The 22,677-nt window shown below is 43.1% G+C and carries 20 protein-coding genes and 5 tRNA genes; 13 read left to right on the forward strand and 12 right to left on the reverse strand.

The annotated features are described in order from the left end of the window. The first annotated feature begins 13 nt into the window (after nucleotides 1-13). The 9 genes from ispE (at nucleotide 14) to ychF (ending at nucleotide 5,146) form a co-directional block, all read left to right on the forward strand. On the forward strand, nucleotides 14-886 hold the full coding sequence (gene ispE / locus DC094_RS05855; protein WP_116686115.1) for a 4-(cytidine 5'-diphospho)-2-C-methyl-D-erythritol kinase: 873 nt from the start codon (nucleotides 14-16) through the stop codon (nucleotides 884-886). A gap of 20 nt (nucleotides 887-906) precedes the next feature. Beyond that, nucleotides 907-981, forward strand: a tRNA-Gln gene (locus DC094_RS05860). 23 nt (nucleotides 982-1,004) lie between these two features. Continuing rightward, nucleotides 1,005-1,079 (forward strand) — tRNA-Gln (locus DC094_RS05865). A 23-nt stretch (nucleotides 1,080-1,102) separates the two neighbouring features. Then, nucleotides 1,103-1,177, forward strand: a tRNA-Gln gene (locus DC094_RS05870). Between the two features lie 23 nt (nucleotides 1,178-1,200). Then, nucleotides 1,201-1,275 (forward strand) — tRNA-Gln (locus DC094_RS05875). A gap of 395 nt (nucleotides 1,276-1,670) precedes the next feature. Then, a complete protein-coding gene (locus DC094_RS05880; RefSeq protein ID WP_116686116.1) occupies nucleotides 1,671-2,618 on the forward strand; it encodes a ribose-phosphate pyrophosphokinase in 948 nt (315 codons plus the stop codon). Between the two features lie 196 nt (nucleotides 2,619-2,814). Beyond that, nucleotides 2,815-3,432: a 50S ribosomal protein L25/general stress protein Ctc gene (locus tag DC094_RS05885; protein WP_116686117.1), complete on the forward strand. Its 618-nt coding sequence runs from the start codon at nucleotides 2,815-2,817 to the stop codon at nucleotides 3,430-3,432. Nucleotides 3,433-3,456: 24 nt separating this feature from the next. Then, nucleotides 3,457-4,044 (forward strand): aminoacyl-tRNA hydrolase, encoded by a 588-nt coding sequence (gene pth, locus DC094_RS05890; RefSeq protein WP_116686118.1) that lies wholly within the window; start codon nucleotides 3,457-3,459, stop codon nucleotides 4,042-4,044. 10 nt (nucleotides 4,045-4,054) lie between these two features. After that, complete coding sequence (gene ychF, locus DC094_RS05895; protein WP_116686119.1) at nucleotides 4,055-5,146, forward strand: redox-regulated ATPase YchF; 1,092 nt, start codon at nucleotides 4,055-4,057, stop codon at nucleotides 5,144-5,146. 68 nt (nucleotides 5,147-5,214) lie between these two features. On the opposite strand, the gene DC094_RS05900 is transcribed toward ychF, so the two are convergent. Next, nucleotides 5,215-5,847 carry a hypothetical protein gene (locus DC094_RS05900; protein ID WP_116686120.1) on the reverse strand — a complete coding sequence of 211 codons (633 nt, stop codon included), beginning with the start codon at nucleotides 5,845-5,847 and terminating at the stop codon, nucleotides 5,215-5,217. Nucleotides 5,848-6,188: 341 nt separating this feature from the next. Between DC094_RS05900 and DC094_RS05905 the strand changes: the two genes are divergently transcribed. Beyond that, a tRNA-Met gene (locus DC094_RS05905) sits at nucleotides 6,189-6,265 on the forward strand. A gap of 98 nt (nucleotides 6,266-6,363) precedes the next feature. On the opposite strand, the gene DC094_RS05910 is transcribed toward DC094_RS05905, so the two are convergent. Next, the gene (locus DC094_RS05910) at nucleotides 6,364-6,975 is read right to left on the reverse strand and encodes a DUF3157 family protein (protein ID WP_206605573.1); all 612 of its coding nucleotides are present in this window, start codon (nucleotides 6,973-6,975) and stop codon (nucleotides 6,364-6,366) included. A gap of 195 nt (nucleotides 6,976-7,170) precedes the next feature. On the opposite strand from DC094_RS05910, the gene DC094_RS05915 reads away from it, so the two are divergent. Together DC094_RS05915 and DC094_RS05920 are read left to right on the forward strand one after the other, a co-directional pair. Then, the gene (locus DC094_RS05915) at nucleotides 7,171-8,160 is read left to right on the forward strand and encodes a hypothetical protein (protein WP_133245474.1); all 990 of its coding nucleotides are present in this window, start codon (nucleotides 7,171-7,173) and stop codon (nucleotides 8,158-8,160) included. Nucleotides 8,161-8,305: 145 nt separating this feature from the next. Then, complete coding sequence (locus tag DC094_RS05920; protein WP_116686122.1) at nucleotides 8,306-8,548, forward strand: hypothetical protein; 243 nt, start codon at nucleotides 8,306-8,308, stop codon at nucleotides 8,546-8,548. 276 nt (nucleotides 8,549-8,824) lie between these two features. Here the strand turns inward: DC094_RS05920 and ftnA are convergent, their stop codons facing one another. The 10 genes from ftnA to DC094_RS05970 form a co-directional block, all read right to left on the reverse strand. Next, nucleotides 8,825-9,355: a non-heme ferritin gene (gene ftnA, locus DC094_RS05925; RefSeq protein WP_116686123.1), complete on the reverse strand. Its 531-nt coding sequence runs from the start codon at nucleotides 9,353-9,355 to the stop codon at nucleotides 8,825-8,827. A 38-nt stretch (nucleotides 9,356-9,393) separates the two neighbouring features. Next, nucleotides 9,394-9,702: a BolA family protein gene (locus tag DC094_RS05930; RefSeq protein WP_116686124.1), complete on the reverse strand. Its 309-nt coding sequence runs from the start codon at nucleotides 9,700-9,702 to the stop codon at nucleotides 9,394-9,396. A gap of 147 nt (nucleotides 9,703-9,849) precedes the next feature. Then, complete coding sequence (locus tag DC094_RS05935; RefSeq protein ID WP_133245475.1) at nucleotides 9,850-10,467, reverse strand: MlaC/ttg2D family ABC transporter substrate-binding protein; 618 nt, start codon at nucleotides 10,465-10,467, stop codon at nucleotides 9,850-9,852. Between the two features lie 393 nt (nucleotides 10,468-10,860). Further along, nucleotides 10,861-11,391, reverse strand: a complete 531-nt coding sequence (locus tag DC094_RS05940; protein ID WP_116686126.1) for a rhodanese-like domain-containing protein — start codon at nucleotides 11,389-11,391, stop codon at nucleotides 10,861-10,863. Nucleotides 11,392-11,426: 35 nt separating this feature from the next. Beyond that, nucleotides 11,427-11,858: a hypothetical protein gene (locus DC094_RS05945; protein WP_116686127.1), complete on the reverse strand. Its 432-nt coding sequence runs from the start codon at nucleotides 11,856-11,858 to the stop codon at nucleotides 11,427-11,429. 161 nt (nucleotides 11,859-12,019) lie between these two features. Further along, the gene (locus tag DC094_RS05950) at nucleotides 12,020-13,087 is read right to left on the reverse strand and encodes a porin (RefSeq protein WP_116686128.1); all 1,068 of its coding nucleotides are present in this window, start codon (nucleotides 13,085-13,087) and stop codon (nucleotides 12,020-12,022) included. A 407-nt stretch (nucleotides 13,088-13,494) separates the two neighbouring features. Further along, nucleotides 13,495-14,568 (reverse strand): porin, encoded by a 1,074-nt coding sequence (locus DC094_RS05955; RefSeq protein WP_116686129.1) that lies wholly within the window; start codon nucleotides 14,566-14,568, stop codon nucleotides 13,495-13,497. 373 nt (nucleotides 14,569-14,941) lie between these two features. Continuing rightward, on the reverse strand, nucleotides 14,942-18,553 hold the full coding sequence (locus DC094_RS05960) for an ATP-binding protein (protein ID WP_116686130.1): 3,612 nt from the start codon (nucleotides 18,551-18,553) through the stop codon (nucleotides 14,942-14,944). Nucleotides 18,554-18,557: 4 nt separating this feature from the next. Then, a complete protein-coding gene (locus DC094_RS05965; protein WP_116686131.1) occupies nucleotides 18,558-19,328 on the reverse strand; it encodes a DUF4194 domain-containing protein in 771 nt (256 codons plus the stop codon). 47 nt (nucleotides 19,329-19,375) lie between these two features. After that, nucleotides 19,376-20,818 (reverse strand): Wadjet anti-phage system protein JetA family protein, encoded by a 1,443-nt coding sequence (locus DC094_RS05970; RefSeq protein WP_116686132.1) that lies wholly within the window; start codon nucleotides 20,816-20,818, stop codon nucleotides 19,376-19,378. A 107-nt stretch (nucleotides 20,819-20,925) separates the two neighbouring features. On the opposite strand from DC094_RS05970, the gene DC094_RS05975 reads away from it, so the two are divergent. Further along, complete coding sequence (locus tag DC094_RS05975) at nucleotides 20,926-22,518, forward strand: hypothetical protein (RefSeq protein ID WP_133245476.1); 1,593 nt, start codon at nucleotides 20,926-20,928, stop codon at nucleotides 22,516-22,518. The last annotated feature ends 159 nt before the right edge of the window (nucleotides 22,519-22,677 follow it).

A 22,677-nucleotide genomic window follows, 5' to 3' on the forward strand; every position in this document is an offset into this window, starting at 1 on the left:
AACAAGGATTCGAATGAACCAGCTAAGTAACTGGCCAGCTCCGGCCAAGCTGAATTTATTTTTGCACATCACCAGTCGCCGTGATGATGGTTATCACAATCTGCAAACCGTTTTTCAGTTTCTCGATTTTGGTGACAGCTTGAGCTTTCAGCTGCGTAGCGATGACCAATTGAAGCTAACCCCCGAATTGCCCGGCGTGCCCAACCAGCAAAACCTGATTATTCGAGCCGCTGAATTATTACGCCAATTCACAAGCTGCAAACTAGGCGCTGATATCCAGCTAGAAAAACGCCTACCTTCTGGTGGCGGACTTGGCGGCGGCAGCTCAGATGCCGCAACCACGTTGCTAGCGCTGAATCATTTATGGCAACTTAATCTATCAACTGATCAGCTAGCGGCATTGGGCTTAACACTGGGTGCCGATGTACCGGTATTTGTTCGCATGCAAGCAGCCTGGGCCGAAGGGGTTGGCGAGCAATTACAGCCAATCGATTTACCCGAACCATGGTTTATTGTGCTCAAGCCACAAGTAAATATTTCTACAGCCGATATTTTCAGCGACCCTAAGCTGGTTAGAAACAGCCCATTAATTACTCAACAAGATTTTTTAAACGGTGCAGGGCACAACGATTGTCAGCCAGTTGCAGAGCAAAGATTCCCCCAAGTATCTGAAGTCATTAAATGGTTGGCACAATTTAGCTCTGAGTCTAACCAACCTCGGATGACCGGTACTGGATCTTGCGTTTTTATGAAATGTGAAACTGAACAACAAGCACAGCAAATCATTGATCGTTCACCCTTCACAGGATTTATTGCAAGAGGCTTGAATAACTCTCCACTCGCTGTTAAAGTGCGCACCCTGTTGGCGGGAGCTCAGGTGCTTTAAGTGCTTTTTCCGTTGATTACTGGGGTGTCGCCAAGCGGCAAGGCAGCAGGTTTTGATCCTGCCATTCAGAGGTTCGAATCCTCTCACCCCAGCCATATTTTGCAGTACCCAGTTTTATTGGGGTGTCGCCAAGCGGCAAGGCAGCAGGTTTTGATCCTGCCATTCAGAGGTTCGAATCCTCTCACCCCAGCCATATTTTGCAGTACCCAGTTTTATTGGGGTGTCGCCAAGCGGCAAGGCAGCAGGTTTTGATCCTGCCATTCAGAGGTTCGAATCCTCTCACCCCAGCCATATTTTGCAGTACCCAGTTTTATTGGGGTGTCGCCAAGCGGCAAGGCAGCAGGTTTTGATCCTGCCATTCAGAGGTTCGAATCCTCTCACCCCAGCCATATATAAAAATCCGACTTTATAAGTCGGATTTTTTTTGCTTGAAATTTGTTTACCGCTCAGATTAGCGACATATACCCAAGCCACTTCAAGAGGTGCATCTTGAAGTGGCTTGGGTATAAAGCCGTAACTGTCATTTGCTCACGATTGGTTTTACCTAAGGCGATTTTTTTTGTTGTTTTATTTACACTTGCCTGACGTGTGAAAATAAGTACAATGCGCCGGTACAAATTATGGGCAGCAACCCAGAGGGGAACCTAACAAGAATCAAAAGGTTAGGATAGCGTTATAGACATGTCTATGTGTCTCTACCCCTCACTCCACCGCGATTCTTGCCCAGTTCCACAGAAAAAATATGTCCACCCAAACTGAATCTGACATCTCAAGGAATCCGATTGTGGCCGATTTGATGGTATTTGCCGGAAATGCAACTCCAGAACTAGCCGAACAAGTCGCTCGTTACCTCTCTGTCCCCCTTGGCAAAGCCAAAGTAGGCAAGTTCAGCGATGGCGAAGTTGCTGTAGAAATTCAGCAAAATGTTCGCGGCAAGGATGTTTTTATCATCCAATCAACCTGTGCACCGACCAACGACAGCTTGATGGAAGTAATGGTGATGGCTGACGCATTGCGCCGTGCATCTGCAGGCCGTATTACCGCAGTAATGCCTTACTTTGGTTATGCTCGCCAAGATCGCCGCCCTCGCTCAACCCGAGTGGCGATTTCAGCAAAAGTAGTCGCAGACATGATCACTGGCGTTGGTGTTGACCGAGTACTCACGGTTGACCTTCACGCTGATCAGATCCAGGGCTTTTTCGACATTCCTGTCGACAACGTTTACTCGACTCCAGTTATGCTGGATGACGTTGAGCGTCAAAACTACGAAGATATCGTGGTCGTTTCCCCAGACGTTGGCGGTGTAGTCCGTGCACGTGCGATTGCCAAGCGCCTTGATGAAGCCGATTTGGCCATCATCGACAAGCGTCGCTCCAAGGCTAACGTTTCTCAGGTTATGCACATCATCGGTGATGTAAAAGATCGTACCTGCATCCTGGTCGATGACATGGTCGATACCGCAGGAACCTTGTGCAATGCAGCCAATGCTTTGAAAGAACATGGTGCCAAGCGTGTAGTGGCTTACTGTACTCACCCGGTACTGTCGGGCAAAGCAATGGAAAACATCAGAAACTCCAAGCTGGACCAGCTAGTTGTCACCGATACCATTCCTTTGACTGACGAAGCCAAGGCTTGCGACAGAATCCGTGTAGTGACTTTGGCCGATATCTTGGCTGAATCAGTACGCCGGATTACCAATGAAGAATCTATCAGCTCGATGTTCCTGCTGTAACGATTCAACGTCGGTTGTGTTAAGCCTCTAGCGAAGCACAACCCGCAAAACCATTTGAAATTTATACCACTGCCTCTATCCGGGGGTGGTGGTTTTTTGATACAATCCGCCGCCGCTTTTTTGTGGGCGGACCATTCAGGAATCGGTATTTTGGTCGCGAAAACCGGTTCTGTAGTTAATCTATCAGGAGAATCTGATGAGCGAATTTACTTTAAATGCTGAAACTCGTGTATTGCTGGGGAAAGGTGCGAGCCGCCGCCTGCGTCACGCAGATAAGGTTCCAGCAGTGATTTTTGGTGGCGAAGAAGCCCCACAATCTCTGACTCTGGAGCATCGTCAAGTTGCTAAACTGGCTAACCAGGAAGCTTTTTATAGCTCAATCCTGACCATCAACATCGATGGCAAGCCAACTCAAGCAATCTTAAAAGATATGCAACGTCACGCTTACAAGCCTAAGGTTACCCACTTGGACTTCCAACGCGTTGACGCGAATGCTGCTCTGCATACTTCTGTACCTCTGCATTTCATCAATGCAGAAAACAGCGACGCAGTTAAGTTAAGCGGCGCAAACATTTCTCATAACTTGAACGAAGTTGAGATCAAATGCTTGCCAGCTAACTTGCCTGAGTTTATCGAAGTAGACTTGTCTGCAATCACAGTTGGTCAAATCCTGCATTTATCTGACTTAGTTCTGCCAGAAGGCGTAGAACTTGCCCAGTCTATCAGTGCTGATAATGACCAGCCGATCGCAGCTGCACATAAAGCTAAAGGCGCTGTAGACGACGCTGAAGGCGAAGAAGCGGCAGCAGAATAATCCAGACCCTTAAGGAGGCCTGCATTGGGCAACTCGGTCAAACTGATCGTCGGCTTGGGAAATCCCGGCCCCGATTATTCACAGACCCGGCACAATGCAGGCGTCTGGTTTCTGGAAGCACTGGCCAAACGTTTTGGCCAGTCATTGCAAGCAGAAAGCCGTTTTCACGGCATGTCTGCTCGCATACAGTCAGCCGGCATTGATTGCCGGTTGCTGTTTCCCACCGATTTTATGAATCGATCCGGCACCGGCGTAGCAGCCCTGGCCAACTTCTTTAAAATTACTCCAGAAGAGATCTTAGTCATTCATGATGAACTGGATCTTGAGCCCGGTATTGCGCGCTTAAAAGTTGGTGGCGGCCACGGCGGTCACAACGGTTTACGCGATATTGTCAAATGTCTGGGTAACAACAAGAATTTTATGCGACTGCGTTTAGGCATTGGTCATCCGGGTGATAAAAACCGGGTTGCCAGCTTTGTGCTGAATCGGCCAACTGGTGCCGAAGAACAGCAGATCGAACGCGCCATAGACGACAGTCTTGATGTATCGGAAGCCTTGCTCGGCGGCGACTGGCAAAAGGCAATGAATCAGCTGCATACGCGCAGCAAGTAAGGATTTCACCATGGGTTTCAAATGCGGAATTGTCGGCTTACCAAATGTTGGCAAATCGACCTTGTTTAATGCCTTAACCAAGGCAGGCATCGAATCAGCCAACTATCCATTTTGTACCATTGATCCAAACGTTGGCATCGTACCGGTACCCGATCCACGTCTCGACAAATTAGCAGCGATTGTCAATCCTCAAAAAATCCTGCCAACCACTATGGAATTTGTTGATATCGCTGGCTTGGTAAAAGGCGCTTCTAAAGGTGAAGGTCTGGGCAACCAGTTTTTAGCCAATATCCGTGAAACCGATGCAATCGCTCACGTGGTTCGCTGTTTCCAAAATGACGACATTATTCACGTTGAAGGCAAGATCGATCCGCTAGATGATATCGAAGTCATCAATACCGAATTAGCTTTAGCCGATTTGGAAGCTGCAGAAAAAGCAGTTAAGCGAGTCACTCGCAACGCGAAAAGCGGCAACAAAGAAGCTAAAGCTGAACTAGTGCTAGTCGAAAAACTAGCCGAGCATTTAGGTGAAGGCCATCCGGCACGCACTTTTGAATGCAGCAAAGAAGAACAAATTGTCATTGATGGTTTATTTATGATGACTGGCAAGCCAGTGATGTATGTTGCCAATGTCAACGAAGACGGCTTTGAAAATAACGAGCTGCTAGACAAAGTAGCGGCACTGGCTGAAAAAGAAGGTGCAAAAATTGTTGCGGTATGCGCAGCAATCGAAGCCGAAATCAGCGAGCTGGACGACGACGACAAAGCCGACTTCTTACAAGAGCTGGGGCTTGAAGAGCCAGGTTTAGATCGGGTAATTCATACCGGATACAGCCTGCTCGATCTGCAAACCTACTTTACTGCGGGTGTTAAAGAAGTTCGCGCTTGGACGATTCCTGTTGGCGCTACCGCACCACAAGCTGCTGGTAAAATTCACACCGACTTTGAAAAAGGCTTCATTCGTGCCGAAGTAATGGCCTATGAAGACTTTATTGAATTCAAGGGTGAAGCCGGCGCAAAAGATGCCGGTAAATGGCGCCTGGAAGGTAAAGAATATGTCTGCTCTGATGGCGACGTGATTCACTTCCGCTTTAACGTATAGACGCTTAGTACGCGCAAAAAAGCCGAAGCAATTGCTTCGGCTTTTTTGTGGCTGGAATCTATCAATGATTAAGCGGCTGACATAACAGATCGACCTTGAACCTTCATGCAATAATTAAACAATCTACCTGGCGTCCAAACACCTGCATGACTTGCACTCCATCCAGCTAGCTGATCAGCACCTCCAGCAGCTAAAACTCGATGCACAACCGTGGCGCAGTTTTTTCGAAAAATTCTATAGTGGCCATTTGACTTGCCTTTAATCTGCAGCCATGCGTCCAACATTGCCTGCTCATTGAGTCCGGATAAATTGATACGCCAAGGCGTACTATCTTGAGCTTCAACTGGTAACAAGCGTTCAATATCACTTTTAGCAGAACTTAGTTGCCGCTTTAACTGCTGAGCCATTTCCATCATAAAGAGGCCTTGGTTATCTTGAAAATCAATCTGCAGCTTCCAGTTCATATCAACGGCCTTCATGCCTAGCGCTTGGTGCAATAGATTTTCATGGAATGCTAATTCCATTTTTTCACGATCAAATTCACCTGAAGGAAACAGTTGAAGTAAGCTGCTGTGCTGACTCAAAGCGGCGTTCTTATGACGACTTCCCTCAGCAACATTGTCTGCAGCAAACCCCTTAGGAGCAGCCGAATACTTTCGTCCAGGCAACCACAAATAAACAACACAACAAGTTTCTGACATGGAAAACTCCTGCAACTGAATCCATGTCGCACGTTTTTTATTTATCCCTAATTATTTCTTCAACTCAAAAAAGGCTTTTCGAGTAAGTTAACCAGTAAACTAGATAGATAACGGAACTGTTTAGCAAAATTGATAAACGCTCTTTCGGGAGATGTTTACAGTCTTTTTAAATCATCACTAGCAACCACGCCCAAGCAAGGTAACCTACTAATAATCGGATGTTATTTTTATAGCATTGAAGAATCGCAATGAATTACTGGCAAATCATTTGACAGAATCATGTCTGATATGGATAATGCGCCCCCGTTGGTTGCAGAGCGAAAGCAAAGCAGCACAGCAGTGGCAAAGTAGCTCAGCTGGTTAGAGCACATCACTCATAATGATGGGGTCGGCAGTTCGAATCTGCCCTTTGCTACCATATTTGAAAAGCCGTTCTTTTGAACGGCTTTTTTTTGCCTGTAAAAAAGTAGTTGGTTACCGCAGACAAACAATGACTGCAGTTACCCACCTGTTGCTTTACCAATGCTCAACCTTGATAACTTCCAGCTGCAAGTTATATTCAGATTGCTCAGGTACTTTCAGCTCAATAGACTTACCCTGACGTTGGGTTTTCGGTCTGAAGTAAGTATCTGCAACCCGTTTGATTGACGACCAAATTTTCAACTCTTCTTGCAGCAATTGCTTACCTTTGGAGTCAGATAACGTCGCCTCCACCTCAACCAACACTACAGACTGGCTGCTTTGATTGGTTAATTGAGTCGGCATAATGAGCAGACCATTTTTATAACTCGCCGCACCAATCAAAAGATCTACGCCATTGTCACTCAGCTGCATGACTGGCTTATTACTACCCAAGAAAATACTGGTGCCTTTAACAGAGGAGATAACCGGGATAGCAACCGAAAGCGGGTTGATTGAAGTACTTGACTGCAAAACAGCATTCGCATCATTTTTAACTGCAACTGTTGGTACTACATATTGCCAGCTAAAATCATCTTTCAATAAAACACTACGACCGTCTTCCAACTTAACTATTTGCTCTGCAGAAACAGTCAAAGCCAAAATCGATAGCAAACTACCGATCAACATTCTCACTAAACCCACTTTTAACCTCTCAAAATACTTCATTTCGCTACTTCATCCTCAAATCATAACAAAGTGCTGGCTTGTGATTTAGACATGCAACTTACATATAGCTAGATATGCTTCAAATTTGCCCAATAGCTTTAGAAAAAATACAGCAGATAGATAATCAGTCATTCCCTTGTCATGGATTGTCGGTAAACTGATTCACTATTGGTTTGCTGAATCAGAAAAATAATAATGAAAAAGACCTCGATTCTAATCATGTCAGCCTCTCTGGCAATTGGTTTAAGTGCATGTAGCAGTAGTGACGATCCAACGGTAAATGGACCGGATCCAGGAGATAACGTCGGCAGCATATTTACCATCAGCTCAAATGCTGGCGAATACCCTTTAATTGATCAATCTCTTTCTATCGAGTCATCTTCTAACGACAATTTGAAATGGACCGTTACTCGGGCTAACGGCGAGCTAGTTATCCCGCAGACGACCAACCCACTGCAATTTGCACCGTCTTTAACGGGCGTCATTACGATTCAGGCAACCATTGGCGAAGGTGAGCAACTGCAGCAGCAAAGTCTATCCGTTACGGTGTGGCAGCCTTTAAATAAGCAATTATCGGCGCTTGAAAACTTTCCTAGCGCTTATTATGTCACTCAAGACGGATTTGCCACCGCTTCTGGCGGCCGGATTAATTTTGATGGCGGCAGCACATTGCATATTCGCCACAATGAACAATCCCAACTAACGCTCACCAACAATGCACTGATTCTGGCTGGAGAAGATCAGCAGCAGCTAATTCTAAACGGATCGATTGCCTTGGATAGCAATGCCATTTTGCGCGCTAGCTACAGTCAAATTGAAGGTAATATTCAAGCACAACGCGGCGGAATTGAGATCAGCAATAGTCGCCTGAGCGGTAATGTTGATTTGTCTGCAAGCCTTACTCAACAAGGCTTCATTAACGACAATGGCAGCATAAAACTACAGAGCAATGACTTTCTGAAAGATCAGACAGTTTCCATTGGCTACATCAACAGCCAAATACAAGGCAATGTCTTTTGTGGTGATTCAAACAATCTGAATCTACAAAAAACCGGTGAGCATCAAATTTCAGACAACCAATTTTTTGGAACGGTCACCGATGTTTCTGGAGATCTTTCGCTAGAACAACTACCTAACAATCAGTGGAAAACAGACGCTAGCAAAGAAACACGCTGTCAAATTTAAATAAGACATGATGTAGTTTTTAAAAGACCAAACTGTCTATTTCAAGTTTGGTCTTTTTTTATACCCAAACCATTTCAACACGCACTTTCACCTTGAAGCGTTTTGGGTATAGAATGCACGGCTAATTTCAACAAGCTGTTGTTTCATGTCCTCTAGTAGTTTTTTAATCCCGAGCTTAGGCTTGCTCAGTATCGCAGCCACTGCCGCATCGGTTAGATATGCCAAGAAAAAACAGCGCGATGAAGCAGACCGTCAACGCATACTGAAGTGGGTTGAGCAGCGCCAACAAGCCATTAATAGAAAAGAAAATCAAATTTCAAAACGGTTAACTAGAAGCAAAGTACCTGCGATAAAACCTTCCTCTGATTTAGATATCACTAATAATTAATCATTCTGTCATCGAAATAGCATCTTGATATTCTTAAGTAAACTCTAAATAACGTTGAATATATTAGGAGTGCCTTATTATGCTTTGGTTAGAGAGGATTATCGCAATCACTTTATTGGTATGCATTGTTGGGTTAATTATTCCGATGCTGTTATTGAGGATAAAACTAGAACAGTTATCTTCCAAAACAGCAGAGCCGAGCAAATAAAAAAGGCTCAATCGAAACCGACTGAACCTTTTGCTTAAAGCATTACCAAGATAGGTAAAACAATATAGCTATGCACCACCTTCTGGTGGCGACATTGGGCTTACTGCACCACCGGTTAGCTTGCCAATTTCCTGGTCAATAAAGAACAAGCCTTTTCCATCGGAACCAATCAGCTCTATTTTATCTAGAATACCTTTAAACAGCGTTTCTTCTTCGTGCTGCTCAGAGACATACCATTGCAGGAAGTTAAAGCTGCTGTAGTCCTGTGAAGTAAATGCAGTATGTGCCAACTGATTAATGCTTCGAGTGACCAGTTGTTCATGCTCATAGATATCTTTAAACACGTCAGCCAACGACTCCCAGCTTGCTGGTGGCGCTTCAATCGCACCCACAGCCGGCATAGTGCCTGTTTCACTCACGTACTTAAACAAACGGCGCATGTGCTGCATTTCTTCATCTGCATGCAGCAACAAGAATCCTGCAGCACCTTCAAAACCTTTGTCTTCACACCAAGCGCTCATTTGCAAATATAAGTTGGAAGAATAAAATTCCAGGTTAATTTGCTCATTAAGCTGTTTGACCATTTTCTCAGTCAGCATTCGAATCTCCTTTTTCCCGTTTAAATCGGGCAAAGTAATTACGCTCCACCCTTACATTGGGTAGGATCAGGAGCTTGAGCCTTTCGCTCACTCCATTCAGTCGCGGTATAAGTATGCATTGCTAGCGCATGCACACCATTAGCCAGCTCTTCAGCTAGCAATTGGTTTACCGAACGATGTCTTTGCAGCAAGCGCTTTCCGTCAAACTGGTCACTGACCACAACTACTCGGAAATGAGATTCTGAATTGGGTGGTACGTTATGACGGTGACTTTCATTTTCCACTTCCAGGTGACTGGGTGAAAGCCCCTGACTCAGTTTCTGTTCAATTATTTGTTGTAACTTCATAGTATCCTGAAAGCTTAAATCAACAGGTCAGCACACCTGTCGGTGGACTGGGCAAGCATAACATAGACCAGAGATCGGTAAGGTAATTCAGACCAACTTCACCAGTCAAAAACACAGCCAACCAACAAGCAAGCATCTGCCAATCTATCAAGCCGAGCCATCATTTGACTTTAACTTTTGCAGTTGTCGATCAAAGCGATCAATAGTTTCTGCCACACCATATCTTTGTATTTGAGAAGCGAACTGCGACCGGTAACTTCCAACCAAACTAATGCCTTCAACGGTTAAATCTCTGATCAGCCAACGCTTATCAATGAGCACCAACTTGTAAATTAGCTTTACCGGTGGTGCGCCATTAGAAAGATATAATTCGGCTTTAACTTTCGCACGATTACTTTTTTTATTTAATCGAGCAGGATGAAATTCAATTTTTTCATTACGATATAGAGTAAATGCTTTGGCATAGGTACGAATTAATACCTCTGTCAGTATCTGTTGAAAGGCCATTATTTGCTGCTGATTCGCTTGACGGCCGTATTTCCCCAAAACTCCCTTAGCCAATCCTTTCGCATCAACCAATGGCACAATGTTTTTTCTCATCAACCTTCGAGCAAATACTGGATCTTGCTTCAGCTGGTCTTGATGCTGAGTCACCAGTTGAATCAACTTTGAAGACTCTCGAGAGAGCATGCTTGATGGGTCTTCTAATGCAAAAACTGCAGGCGACAAAAGTACGAGTAACAATAAGGTTAGCGTTCTGATCAAAATAAATACCTCACATTAACTCTTTAATTAATTTTAGTTCGCAACAAGTCAAGTTTGGATCACATGACAACTAAAGATAGATCACACATCACAAACGGTAATTACATTATTATCAGTGGGTAATTACCAAGCAATTCTTAGTATACTAGTAGCTTAAAGATATTAGTCATCTAAAATACTAGTATTCTGGCCTACCAATAGCATAAACTACTTAATTAATGGATATTTTTATGATCAAATTTATCTAACAACCTACCACCTTCGGCGGCACTTTTCATAACCAAAGAGAAAAAGAAATCCACTGTTAAAATTCGTCGATATTGAAAAACCAAATAGAAACTTTACGCATAAAAAAAGCCGGCACTGCCGACTTTATTAAAACCAAATATTCAATTACTTCTCGATATCAAAATCAGCACCCTTCCAGGCAAAAATACCACCCGGATAGCGATAAACATTTTTATAGCCCAACTTTACAGCCCAATCCGCACCATTATGGCTACGGCCACATTTTACAAAACCACAGTAAACCACAATCATTGTTTCTTTATCATTACCTAATAATTGAAGGTAATCTGATTGCGTTTTATTGGCTGTTTTTTGACTATCCCATTGCAACATGTCTTTGATCGGAAACTCAAAGCTAACTGCACCCGGCACATGGCCTTTTACATAGCTACCTTTGTACGGCATCGCATCGATCACCAACATTTTCTGGCCAGCATCCATCTTGGCCTTCAATTCAGCCGTAGTGATTAATTGATAGCCACTTTTTTGAGTATCTCTCACTAACTTAACTGCAATAGATTCTGCTTGTACCTCTTTTTCAAATTTACTATCGAGTAAACCTGCATTAGCCGCGCCACCAAAAAAAACAACCGGCAATGAGATACACAATGATGCGAGCATTAACCTAAATGACATATTAGCCTCCAACAACCAAACAAAAAATCAAAATCTCAAACAACTATTGGCTTGCGAATTCGACTCAAAACAAAAACCATAAAAATCGATACGACCATCGATATAATGACCGCCAAATTAATCGGCAAGGCTCGATAGGTTTTATATTCGATACTTTCAGGCGATAAGCAACCGCAGTCTACTGCTAAACCAAGGTATTGAATTAAAATAGAAATCGAGGCGAGGGAGATAAGCGGGATAAGTAATATCCAAAACGGCATACGACGAAATAATGCCAAGATAGAACAGACACCCAACCCACCAGTCAGCAGGTAGCTAATCGGCAAAGATAGTAAGCCTGGAAGGCCTAAATCCTCCAATAGCACATTGGTCTGATGAATATTAACCAGTAAATAGATAGAAAATACTGCTGCCAGAAGCGCTAGCAGCTTAATTACTTCTTTGACATAAAGCAGCCCTAAATCCAAACCTAAGCAATAGATTCAAAGTGCCACACTTTGATTAAGGTTATTTTGATTTCAGCCAAACAGTTGAGTGATTTTTCTTTTTTATTCAAATGGTTTGACCAAAAAAAAGGCCGGGAAATTTCCCGGCCTTTTTTTGCGCACTACTGAAACAAACTAAAAGCTTATAGGCTCATGCTAAAGTCATAGCGCATACCAAAATCAACAGAAGTTGTTTCTTTATTATCAGTATCGGCGTCATCGAGACGCAATGAAGTCCACAAACGAAGCTGGTCATTCATTTGATGCTGCACTGACAGCAACACACCATTTGTTTTGTCACCTGCGGCATTATCTGTATCAAGATTATAGTAATGACCGATTAACGTGTTTTTACCCATAGAGTAAGAACCCGACAAATCATAAGCTTTAGGATCTGCACCAGTGGCATTATCACGATCTACATAAGATGCTGAGATATATGCCGAGCCAAACTTGTAACCTACAGCAATACCCGCCAGCTTATCGGAGCCATTTGAATCATCTAGTTTACGTTCTTGATAAGCCACGCCTACAGTACAATTACTTTCTGATATTGATGCTGAAAGACCATAAAGCTCGAGGTTATCTCTGTTATTACTAGTGCTACTCGTATCGTCTTCACCATCAAATTGGTTATCAACTTGAATAGCAACAGGGCCGATAGAATTGGTATAACTAATCAAGTTACCTAAACGAAAGCCACCACCAATAGCACTATAGCCACCTGGTGTTCCGTTGTTACCGATATCTGTTACTGCGCCGACATGGTTATAAAAACCACCCCACTGCTGGCCAACACCAATTTTACCAAGTGCTTTATGACCCACTTGAACATAAGCTAATCGGCCATCACCGAAGTCAGCATTACCTCCAATTCTGACTGCCCACTCACCGCGAGCTGTCGCAGTCCAGTCACCATGGCTGGTGCTGGTACGAATACCGATACGTGATGCAGCATCATTGATATCAGTAGAGCTGTCATCACCAAGATCTGAATCAACCGATTGATAGGTTGCGAAGGTTCTTAAAGAACCATAAATTTCAACCGCACCACCACTGCCTTGGCCGGGTGTAGATTCCATCTGACCAATTTGTGATTCAAGAGATCTGATTCGATCTTCAAGAGACTGAGCAGAAACGGCTGTTGAAACGAATAAACCTGTCATAGCTAAAGAAATTGCAGACAGACGAAAAGCAAAGGACAAACGCATTACTGGATACCTCCAACTACACCCCCGATGGAGTGCAAAGCAAAAATGCAAGGAAAGAAACGAAACGATTAATTCGCTTTCTTTTTTTGTTAGATCGCCTGTCAAAATTAGTTCAGTAATCTATTTGTAACAAAAAGTTTATTGTTTAAGTTGTTTTTTTGACAACATTTGTATCTTTCAAGCAAAACTTTCCATCAAATATTTTTGAAACAACAGCTTAGCCAATCACTATTCAAGGTCATACAAGTCATTAGAGAAAGCACTGCATTTCATTTTATCCGCTTAAATAAAAATTAGGAATGCATGATAAGAAATCACATTCTCAATTCTTATTAATTACAGATTTTGACTTTCCATAAAAAAAGAGCTCATTAAGAGCTCTTTTTTCTATTGCTTTAGTTTATATATTACAAACTAAGGCTAAAGTCGTAACGCAGACCAATAGAAGCTTCGACTACATCTGTAGAGGCTGTTCTGCCTACTTCAGAGAAACGAAGATCTGTCCAGACGCGAACCTGATCGTTTAACTGCTTTTGCACTGCAAAGTAGTAAGAATCGGTGTCATTAGCGTTATTGCTATCATCAACATCTGAGATAACTGATTGCACAGTCAAACCATTACCCAAACCATAGCTAGCGGCTAAATCCACTGATGTTTGATCTGAGCTGTTACCGCTATCACGATCTACCCATGTTGCTGCAAGATATAAATCGCCGACTTTATAGGAAGCTGCCAAACCAATTAATTCATTATTATCGGCACCTGCTATTACACGCTCTTCATAGGCTGCACCCAAACGCAACGCACCTAAATTCAGGCCAGCAGCGATGGTATAACGATCTAACCCATCAGAATTAGCTGCTTCAGAGTCACCTTCACCTTTACCATCAAACTGAGTATCAAGTTGAATATTCAACGGACCAAAGTCATTGCGATAAGTTACTAGATTATCAACACGGAAAGATGCAATGGCGTCATAACCAAATGGGCTAGCTCTATGGTTGGCAATATCAGTTAATTCACCAACTGTATTGTAAAAAGCAGTCCACTGACGACCATAAGCAACCGTACCAAAAGATTCATTACCCAGTTCTACATATGCTAAACGTGGGAGACCAAAACTTCCGTCACCATCAATAGCAACTTGCCATTCGCCACGAGCAGCGGCATGCCACCCATTACCAATATCAGTCTTAGCACGAATACCTACACGTGACAGTGCATCTTGAACATCTGTTGTGCTGTTATCAGAGCCGGTTGCAGGGTCTGTATTGGTGTAATTCAGCTTTGGACGCAATGAGCCATACAATTCAACCGAGCCACCAGCACCTTGTCCAGCTACAGTTTCCATTTGGCCAATTTGTGATTCCAACTGATGAATGCGGTCTTCCAGCGATTGTGCAGAGACACTCGTCGCCATCATTGATGCTGCAACCGCCACAGAAACAGAACTAAGACGCAATGCAAGGGACAATTTCATTACTACTTCCTCGGGGTTTTCGACAATTTTGTCGTTAGAAACATAAAGACTAAATGTCTTTTATTATTTAATTTACCTGAGGCAATTAGGTTATATTTTTTTGATTAGTTCCAGTAATTTTTATTTCAGAACTTCCTAACGTAGCGCATTTAAAGCAGACTATTGGTATTACCTGTCAGACAAGCCACTAACAGTCCTAAAGAAAAAAAACTTGCCACAATGAAACGCAACATAGTATATTTTTTTTATTTTTAATAAAACAACAATTACTAACGAAAAAAAACCGAGGTAACCCGGTTTTTTAAATGGTTTATTTGAGATATTTCGTCTTAAATGTTTTGTTTTAAACAAAGTCATTTATTTTAGAAAATACTTAAGCAAACTCTTCCATAAAATCCATCATCGCTTGATGACGAATCGTTTTACGATGATTTTCCCACAGAGCCTGCACTCTCTCAGAGTCGAGCATCTTGCGGTCAACATGCACTCGGGTATGAAGTTCACCTACCATCTCTACCGATGGGCTCTTGGCGAATACAAATTGATTAGAGATCATATCCATAAAGGCACCCGAAGCCTTGGACGGCATGATAAAGACCAGTTGCAACCCTAAGGTTTCGGTTAAATAACTAATCACTGCCCGTGAACGGGCTTCATCCATTTTCGAGAAGGCTTCGTCAACCAGCACCATGCGTAAGTGACTACCTGATTGACCAAACTGGAAAGCTGAAGTAATGGCTGCAGAACGAATAATATAAGCAGGGGTTTCCAACTGACCGCCCGAGCCCGTACCATATTCTGATAAGGCAATTTCTGGTTTATCTGGCACCTGTTTGTAAATTTCATAATCACGATAATTGCGGTAATCAGAAATTCGCTCTAGCGCACGCAATGCTCGATCTTCTTCTTCATCAAGTAATAATTCGATTAATTTGTCACGAATTTTTTCTGATGTTTCAGATAAACGACTGTTATCAAATAAGCTGACACCTTCACCAATTGGCAGGGCACGAATATCATCAAAGAATTGCCAATATTCTTTATATTCCGGCACCCACTTCCAGTCAAAGCGATAGGTTTCTCGCTCATTACCGAATGCGTGATGTTTTAATTCCCGGTTTAATTCTTCAAGAATTTGCTTACCTTCACTAATCGACTGGTGAATCGCACCACACAAATGGTCAATAAAAGTGGAATCAAAACTGTCTTTCAGCTTTAAAATTTGGTCGCGCTTTTCTACCAGCACATTACCTTTCAAGCGATCGAGTATTTTGTCGATATCTCGCTGAATATCGCAGATCTGAGCAAACAATGCAGGGCAAGGCTTTTGCTGTGGATCGACCATTAAGTAAATGCTATCGCCTTTCTGGCAATGCTGGTTGTGGTCGCGAACAATGCTGACTAAAGAAGCAGTCTCGCCGATTAAGTCACCACGAACTGTTTCGATCTGCTCAACCAACCGGTTGGCATTTGCTGACTTTGCCGCCTCGTCGGCCTTGGCTAACCGAGCTTCTGGATCAAACACTTCCCAGACTCTAGAAATCGCCTCAAGGTTTTGTGCCCGCTGCTCAACTTCTTGTTCGGTTTGTTCTTGCTGGCCGCTAAGGTTTTCTACCCGACGGGTGATCGACTTTAATTCATTCTCAATACCGCCGAAATCATTCTCCAGCAGCATCAACCGTTTCTTTTCTTCTGTTCGACGCTGCTTTACTTCTACCAGTTGTGTTTGCAATTGTTTAGCGTCAGTAAGATCTAGCCCAGACAGAGTTTGCTCAACTTGCTGTAGTTGTCGCAATACACCCAACAAACCGTCAACCTGCTCACCCAGATTTAATTGCTGGAAACTATCTGCTGCATTAAACAACTGGTTAAGCGAATTGAGTAATTGTTTAGCTTGATTAAATTCAATGTGTAACTGTTCTAATAATTGTTGCTTAGCTGCTAACGCTCGCTGGCGAGCTGCCTTACCAAAAACTAATTCAGCATCAGCAATATCACAGCGGAACATCGCATAACCGCCAGAACCAATGCCATCGGCACAAATTCCTCGGGGCGTACGGCGCAATGTTTCGGCATCTTTAACTCGTTTTACGTTGCCATAACTTGCCTGAAGGTAGCCTTTAGCAATTGCATGGCCAATATCCAACACTTCCATAATCGAATCTTTAGTGTCTGACATTCTGGCGGCATCGCTGCGGGCTTTTTCGCCCTGAATTACCTTGGCTTGGCTGCGGCCCTTCATGCCACGAACCAGTCGAATTGCTTCCGCTTCATATTCTGCATCAACAAAAATACAGAAGCGGTTTTGCCCTAAATAACCTTCAATTGCCGATTGCCAACCGGAATCAGTGACTTCAATATAATCACAGAGTACTTTTGGATCGGCGTTGGGTAATTCACTGTGAATTCTTTCCAGCGCTTCTTGAACATATTTCGGGTAACGAGTTCTATGGCCGGCTTGCAAACTGGCAATATCCCGCTCTAGCAGTTTTTGTCGGTTTTCAAGGGTGACCAATTCCTCTTGGCGGCGGCTTTTTATCCCCAGTAGCTGGTCACGTAATCCATTGGACTGGCTTAATTGCTCAGCCAATTTTCCGTGCATGTGTTGAATATTACGCGCTTGCTCTAAATGCCCTTGCCATGGAGATAAATCAATCCAGTCATGATTCATTAAATGGTGGTAATCCAAATCACCACCACCGGCTTCTAAAACATTTTTGGCAGATTTAACTAAGTTTTTATCAGCAAACAGCGCCATTTCTGGTGCGGGTGTATCTAACAAGGCAACCAGCTGTTCTGCTGATTTTAAGTTAGTCCCCAGCTGATGTTGCTGGCGTAATAGTTCAGCGCCATTAGATGACAATTGACTCGCCAGGGTATTTTTCTGCTCATCTAGCTCTTTTTTACGCCGTAGAACATCAACACCTTCAGCTTGAGCACGCAACTGAACTAATAACTCTTCTGACTGATCATGGGCTTTTTGTAAGCTTTCTGATTCATCACGATTTTGCTGTAAATTGTGCCGTAACTGAACTTGTTTTTCTTTTTCAGTTAAATATTTTTTCTGATCTTGCAAATAACGCGTTTGCGCCAAGGTATATTCAGAAAGATTTAACTGGATCCAGTCTTTAATGAAACCATTAGAATATTGCCCAGCCTGATTTAATACATCAATAGAGCCCTGAATTAATCGGGCATCTTGTTCCATCGCATTAATGGTTTTCATCAGATTAGAAATAGCACGAATCGCTTCGCCAAGATCTTTCTTTTCTAAAATTTCCTGGCGAACAAAATCATTAATTGAACCAACCGGTTTATATGCCATAAAACGAGAAAAAGCTTTAGCAGCTGAATTGGCCTCTCGTTCTGAAACTGAGCCTTTTTTTCCACGTAGCACGCCATACAATCGGCATAAATACCCTTTTTTAGTCGGATATTCTTCGATAGTTTTCTCGCCGTAGCTTTTGCGCAAATTTCGAGTAATCGCATCGAGACCGGTCACTAAATAACGGTCTTTATCGACTGATTTTCGGAAATCTTCAATGGTTAGCTGCTGGCCGGGAACGATTAAAAAGCGACTTTCTAGCTCACGGGCCACCTTGCGCTCACCCACCCGTTCAATATCTGCCCGAATCGCAATAATCGCGGTAAAGCTACCGTCTTCTTCGCCTTGGGTGGCATCGAACACCGCGGCCAAATAACCATTGGTTTGACTGGTGCGGCCGAAAGAGCCGTCATCACAACCCAAAACATAAGATGCCAGGGTACGAACCTGTTTGCTGCGACCACGTTGAGTGGTTTCTTCCTGACCTGGGTTGAAGTTAAACAGCGAACTTTTAGCCGCGGTCATAATGGTCTGAATTGCATCACCTGCGGTAGTTTTACCCGAACCAGAAGCACCAGACAGCAAATTAACCGGGCCTAATTCAAATTCCTGATCAGGAATATTGCCCCAGTTTACAAAAATGAATTTTTTTAAATACATAAAGTTATTCCGCTGACTGGTCAGGTGATGCTATCGGCTCGATTTCAGATGAATCATCTGAATTGGTAACATTAATCGCTACATCTTCTTCTTGCTGTTCGACAGGCATATTGTCATCAAGCGATTGTTCTAATTCAACAGGTGAGTCTTCATCAGTTCTACCCATGAGTTCGTCCATCACTTGCGGTGGAACCATTGAAGTAATCATCGGCCGAATTCTAAACCAAACATCGGTACCAAACTGATCTTCTTCATTACGATAGTGAATCACTCGTAGTCGGCGTAAACGGCGGAATAATTCTGCTCGTTCAACGGCTTTTATTGGCAAGCTGCGGCCTAATAAAGATTTCAACGCAATCGATAGCTGCTCTAGCGATAATGCTGCACAGCCTTGCTCATCAATTTTGCCTTCCCGCAGCAATTGCTCATATTGATTGCGTAATACCAGCACCACCGCCACTTCATTTTGACTTAGGCGAGCGCGCATTCCAGAGAAGGGCTGCTCTTGGTCTTCTTCACCCGGAATTCGAGCATTTGGCGGGAAAAGCCGTACCGTATTAAATCGCCCATCGTGCTGCAGGCGAACACCAACCAATGCCATGTAGTCATCCACCAGATCACGCATTCGCAGGTATTGATCATACAACTGCTGTTCGGTCAGGTTTTCATCGCGGCATAACACGCCAAAGTCCAGCAAACGCTGGGTCACGACTCGAAAGTCATTTAACTCCAGCTGGCGAGACTGCAGCTGCTGTTCAAGGTACTGACTAAGCAAGGTTGCTCTCCATTAAAATACGGTAAAAACAGACAATCCTTTTTCTGTTATTCCTCGAGAATTTGAATACGGTAATTGTCGGTTTTAACAAAGTAATCAGTTTGCACCTGCTCTCTGCCCAACACTTTTTCAATTTTGAAGCGATATTCACTGGAACGATTACTAATCGTACCTAGCTCAATAATATGCGCACTCGATAGCAAATCAGGTGCACTACTAATTATCATCGTTTCGGTAGTGATTTCATTACCATCAGCCAGCTGCTGCTTTAAAAACTCAATCTGGCCGCTGCTATTGAGCATAAATGCTTGATCGAGTGCATCTTGAATAAACAGTTGCTTACGATAATGCTGATCGAGTTCTGGCGGCGCTTCGCTAAACACTGGCTCGGCAGATTTTCGGCGAGGCTGGCGCATTTTCAAACTGGCCGGGTCGAGATAACCCACCGAAATACCGGTCATTAAATCAGCAGCGCGTTCTAATCGCTGCTTTTGTAATTCTGGTTCTAGATCGTTAAGTTGCTGGCAAACATCGCGAATATCTTCTTGTTGCTGGGAAGCTAACCAGGTCATCTGGCGGATAATAATATCGGCTCGATTGGTGTAGCTTTGCAGGGCGCGGCGAATTTCAGGCATCATAATTTCACAGGCATTCTTTAAGCGCTGATTAATACCTTCCAGAATCATCCACAATAATGATTGGCGAGAATCGTCTAGCAACTCTGGCAATAATTCACGCAACCGCCGCTCAGAATTGGCTTTGGCTTCTTTTGACAGTGACATGATCTGGTCAATCAAATCACGGATTTCTTCCCGGTGCTTTTCTACCGAGTCTGCCGAAAGCCGCACTGAAATATCTGGCTGGAAACGATGGTTCATATAATCGAAGAACTGTTCACTGGCTAACTCTACTTGGTGCTGCACTTCAATATCTTTAACCAGCTCGCGCTTGCGATCTTCTAGTTCGGTAATCAAATCAGTGAAGTCGGAAATAATCCGCTCAGAGAATTCCCAAGCATCGAGTAATTCATAGACTTCGCCATTATCCAGAAACGCCCGCAGTGAATTTTTACAATTACGGGTATTGCGCTGGCGGGTATGAACTCGAGCCCCCTCGCTATCAACCAAAGGCTGGGTGAACTGACGACCCATACGAGAAAAACGATACACCGTTTGCATGGTTGCATCGTCTAAATGCTGTTCGATCCAACCATGTTCAATCAACCTATTGAGTAATTGCGCCGCACGTTCACGATCTGAAACCGCTTCATGATCTTCATCTAGCTGAGCAACTTGGTCTTCCAAAGCCGGTGCCTGAACCAGTGCTTCGGTAAAGATTTCAAGGATTTGCTGGCGCGATAGATGATGTCCGTAGTCAGCTAAGGCACTGAATTGACGACGATAAAGTAGCCGCAGGCATTGCACCACTGCTTCCCGGTACTTGCCGGTAAGGGGGCGAAAGAAGTGAAGTCGCTGATCAGTAAAGAACATGCAAGGTCGCAGTGATAGGTTCGAACCGGTTATTTTATCTTCTTATCGGCAAAACTGCAGCCAAATATTGTCTACAATTGACTCAGTTATGGACAACTGAAAAAATCATGGGCAGAAATACAACATCAAGCACCCCAACTGTAAATATGAAAGCACTTGCTGAAGCTGCAGTTCTAAAACAAAGCCAGTTAAAGCCAGGAACAGGAACATCACCACAAGCTAAAGATGCACCTGCAAAACCACCAAGAAGTGGTATACCTGCAAAACCACCAAGAAGTGGTATACCTGCAAAGCCACCAAGAAGTCCTCAAATAAAGCCACCTGCAAAACCCAAAAGGTCGCAAGTAACGCATAACGCACTAGATGATGCCTTGAAGCAACCCCCCACTCCCACCCGAGGCAGAACTCATGTAGTAGGCCCACTTGATAGACCAATGCATATTTTATCTCAGTTCAAGGCCCTACCAGACCAAGAAAAATTTCTTGCTGAAGTAAATCGTGTTTATAGTTGTTCAAATATTGATGATAATCTTTATACTAAGCTAAAGTTTATTGCTGCTACATTTTCACAATTAAAAAACCCTGATTTAGATGGATCATCTAAAAGTTTTTTCTTAGCAGAAATATATAAACTTCTGACAGAAGTCACTAAAAATCAAGGAATAAGGTCAGAACTCAAGTCTTATTTAAACGTAATATATACCGATATCATAGAATTGCTAACAAAAAAATATGGCGGAATAGATAAGATACAGCCAAGCATAGATTTAATTTTCTCACGACAAGTATCTGCTTTTGGCTTAATAAAAGATGCAACGCAAGCAGATGTATTTGGCATGCGTCACTCTGATGAGAGAGAAAATTCACTATTATATTTGACGCCCGCTCAAGCTGAAACATTTAGAGTTAACTTTATTTCAGGCAGAGCATGCCAACACCCATATTGGCTTAACAGCTCTAGCGATTCAATTAATCCCAAACAATTTAATTATCAAGAATTATTAAAGCAAACGATATCAAAAGATAACTGGGTACCTTTAAGTTCAGCAAATTCGCCCACCATAAATATACCTCAAGACAAGCTCACACCAGTTGATGCCTATGCAAGTTTATCCGCAAGCAAGGAAGGTCGTTGGTCATCTGTTGTAATGGACAAGAACTGGATACTCTATTCAGCACCACATGCAAGCTTCTCAAATAACCAGCGAAGTGTCCCTTTTGTTAAATCAATGGGAAAGCAAGCGTTTTATCACTCAAGCTATTTAAGAAAAGCCAACTTGGATTTTTCTGGTGCTTGGCTAGTAGAAGATGGTATTATAAAAGGAATTTGCAATAATTCAGGGCATTACAAATCAGAGTCACATTCTTTGTTTATTTTATCTGAAGCCTTGAAATCCTATGGTGTAGAGCTTTCAATAATTGATGTTTTTAAAGTAGAGATTGATGATAACAATGAAGCGGCTCCTGTCTTTTTTACTACTGCTGACCAACTAAGATCAAAAATGTCAAGCTTTAAATTAAGCGACATTCCAGAGAAAGAACAAGCCTGGAGAAAAAGCCAAGAATCTGAATTTGCAAGAGCTTTAGAAGAAAAAAGCACCTCCTTAGACTACTTCATCCATCACATTGAAAATCTGGAGGCTTATACTGACCCTAGTGAGTGGGGGAAAGTTGACAAAAAGAGAAAAAAGAAGAAATAACAAAATATAGAATCATTAATTTAAACCACTCTATAACTTTAAAAACTATTTTTGATGTTATATTTATTGTAACCATTCAGCATGTCACACCAACCGATCCAATTTCTCCTGAATAAAGTCCGGCCATTTACCCGCAAATAATAACGACAAAGCTTCCCC

It is taken from the genome of Pelagibaculum spongiae (genome assembly GCF_003097315.1).
Taxonomy (GTDB): domain Bacteria; phylum Pseudomonadota; class Gammaproteobacteria; order Enterobacterales; family Pelagibaculaceae; genus Pelagibaculum; species Pelagibaculum spongiae.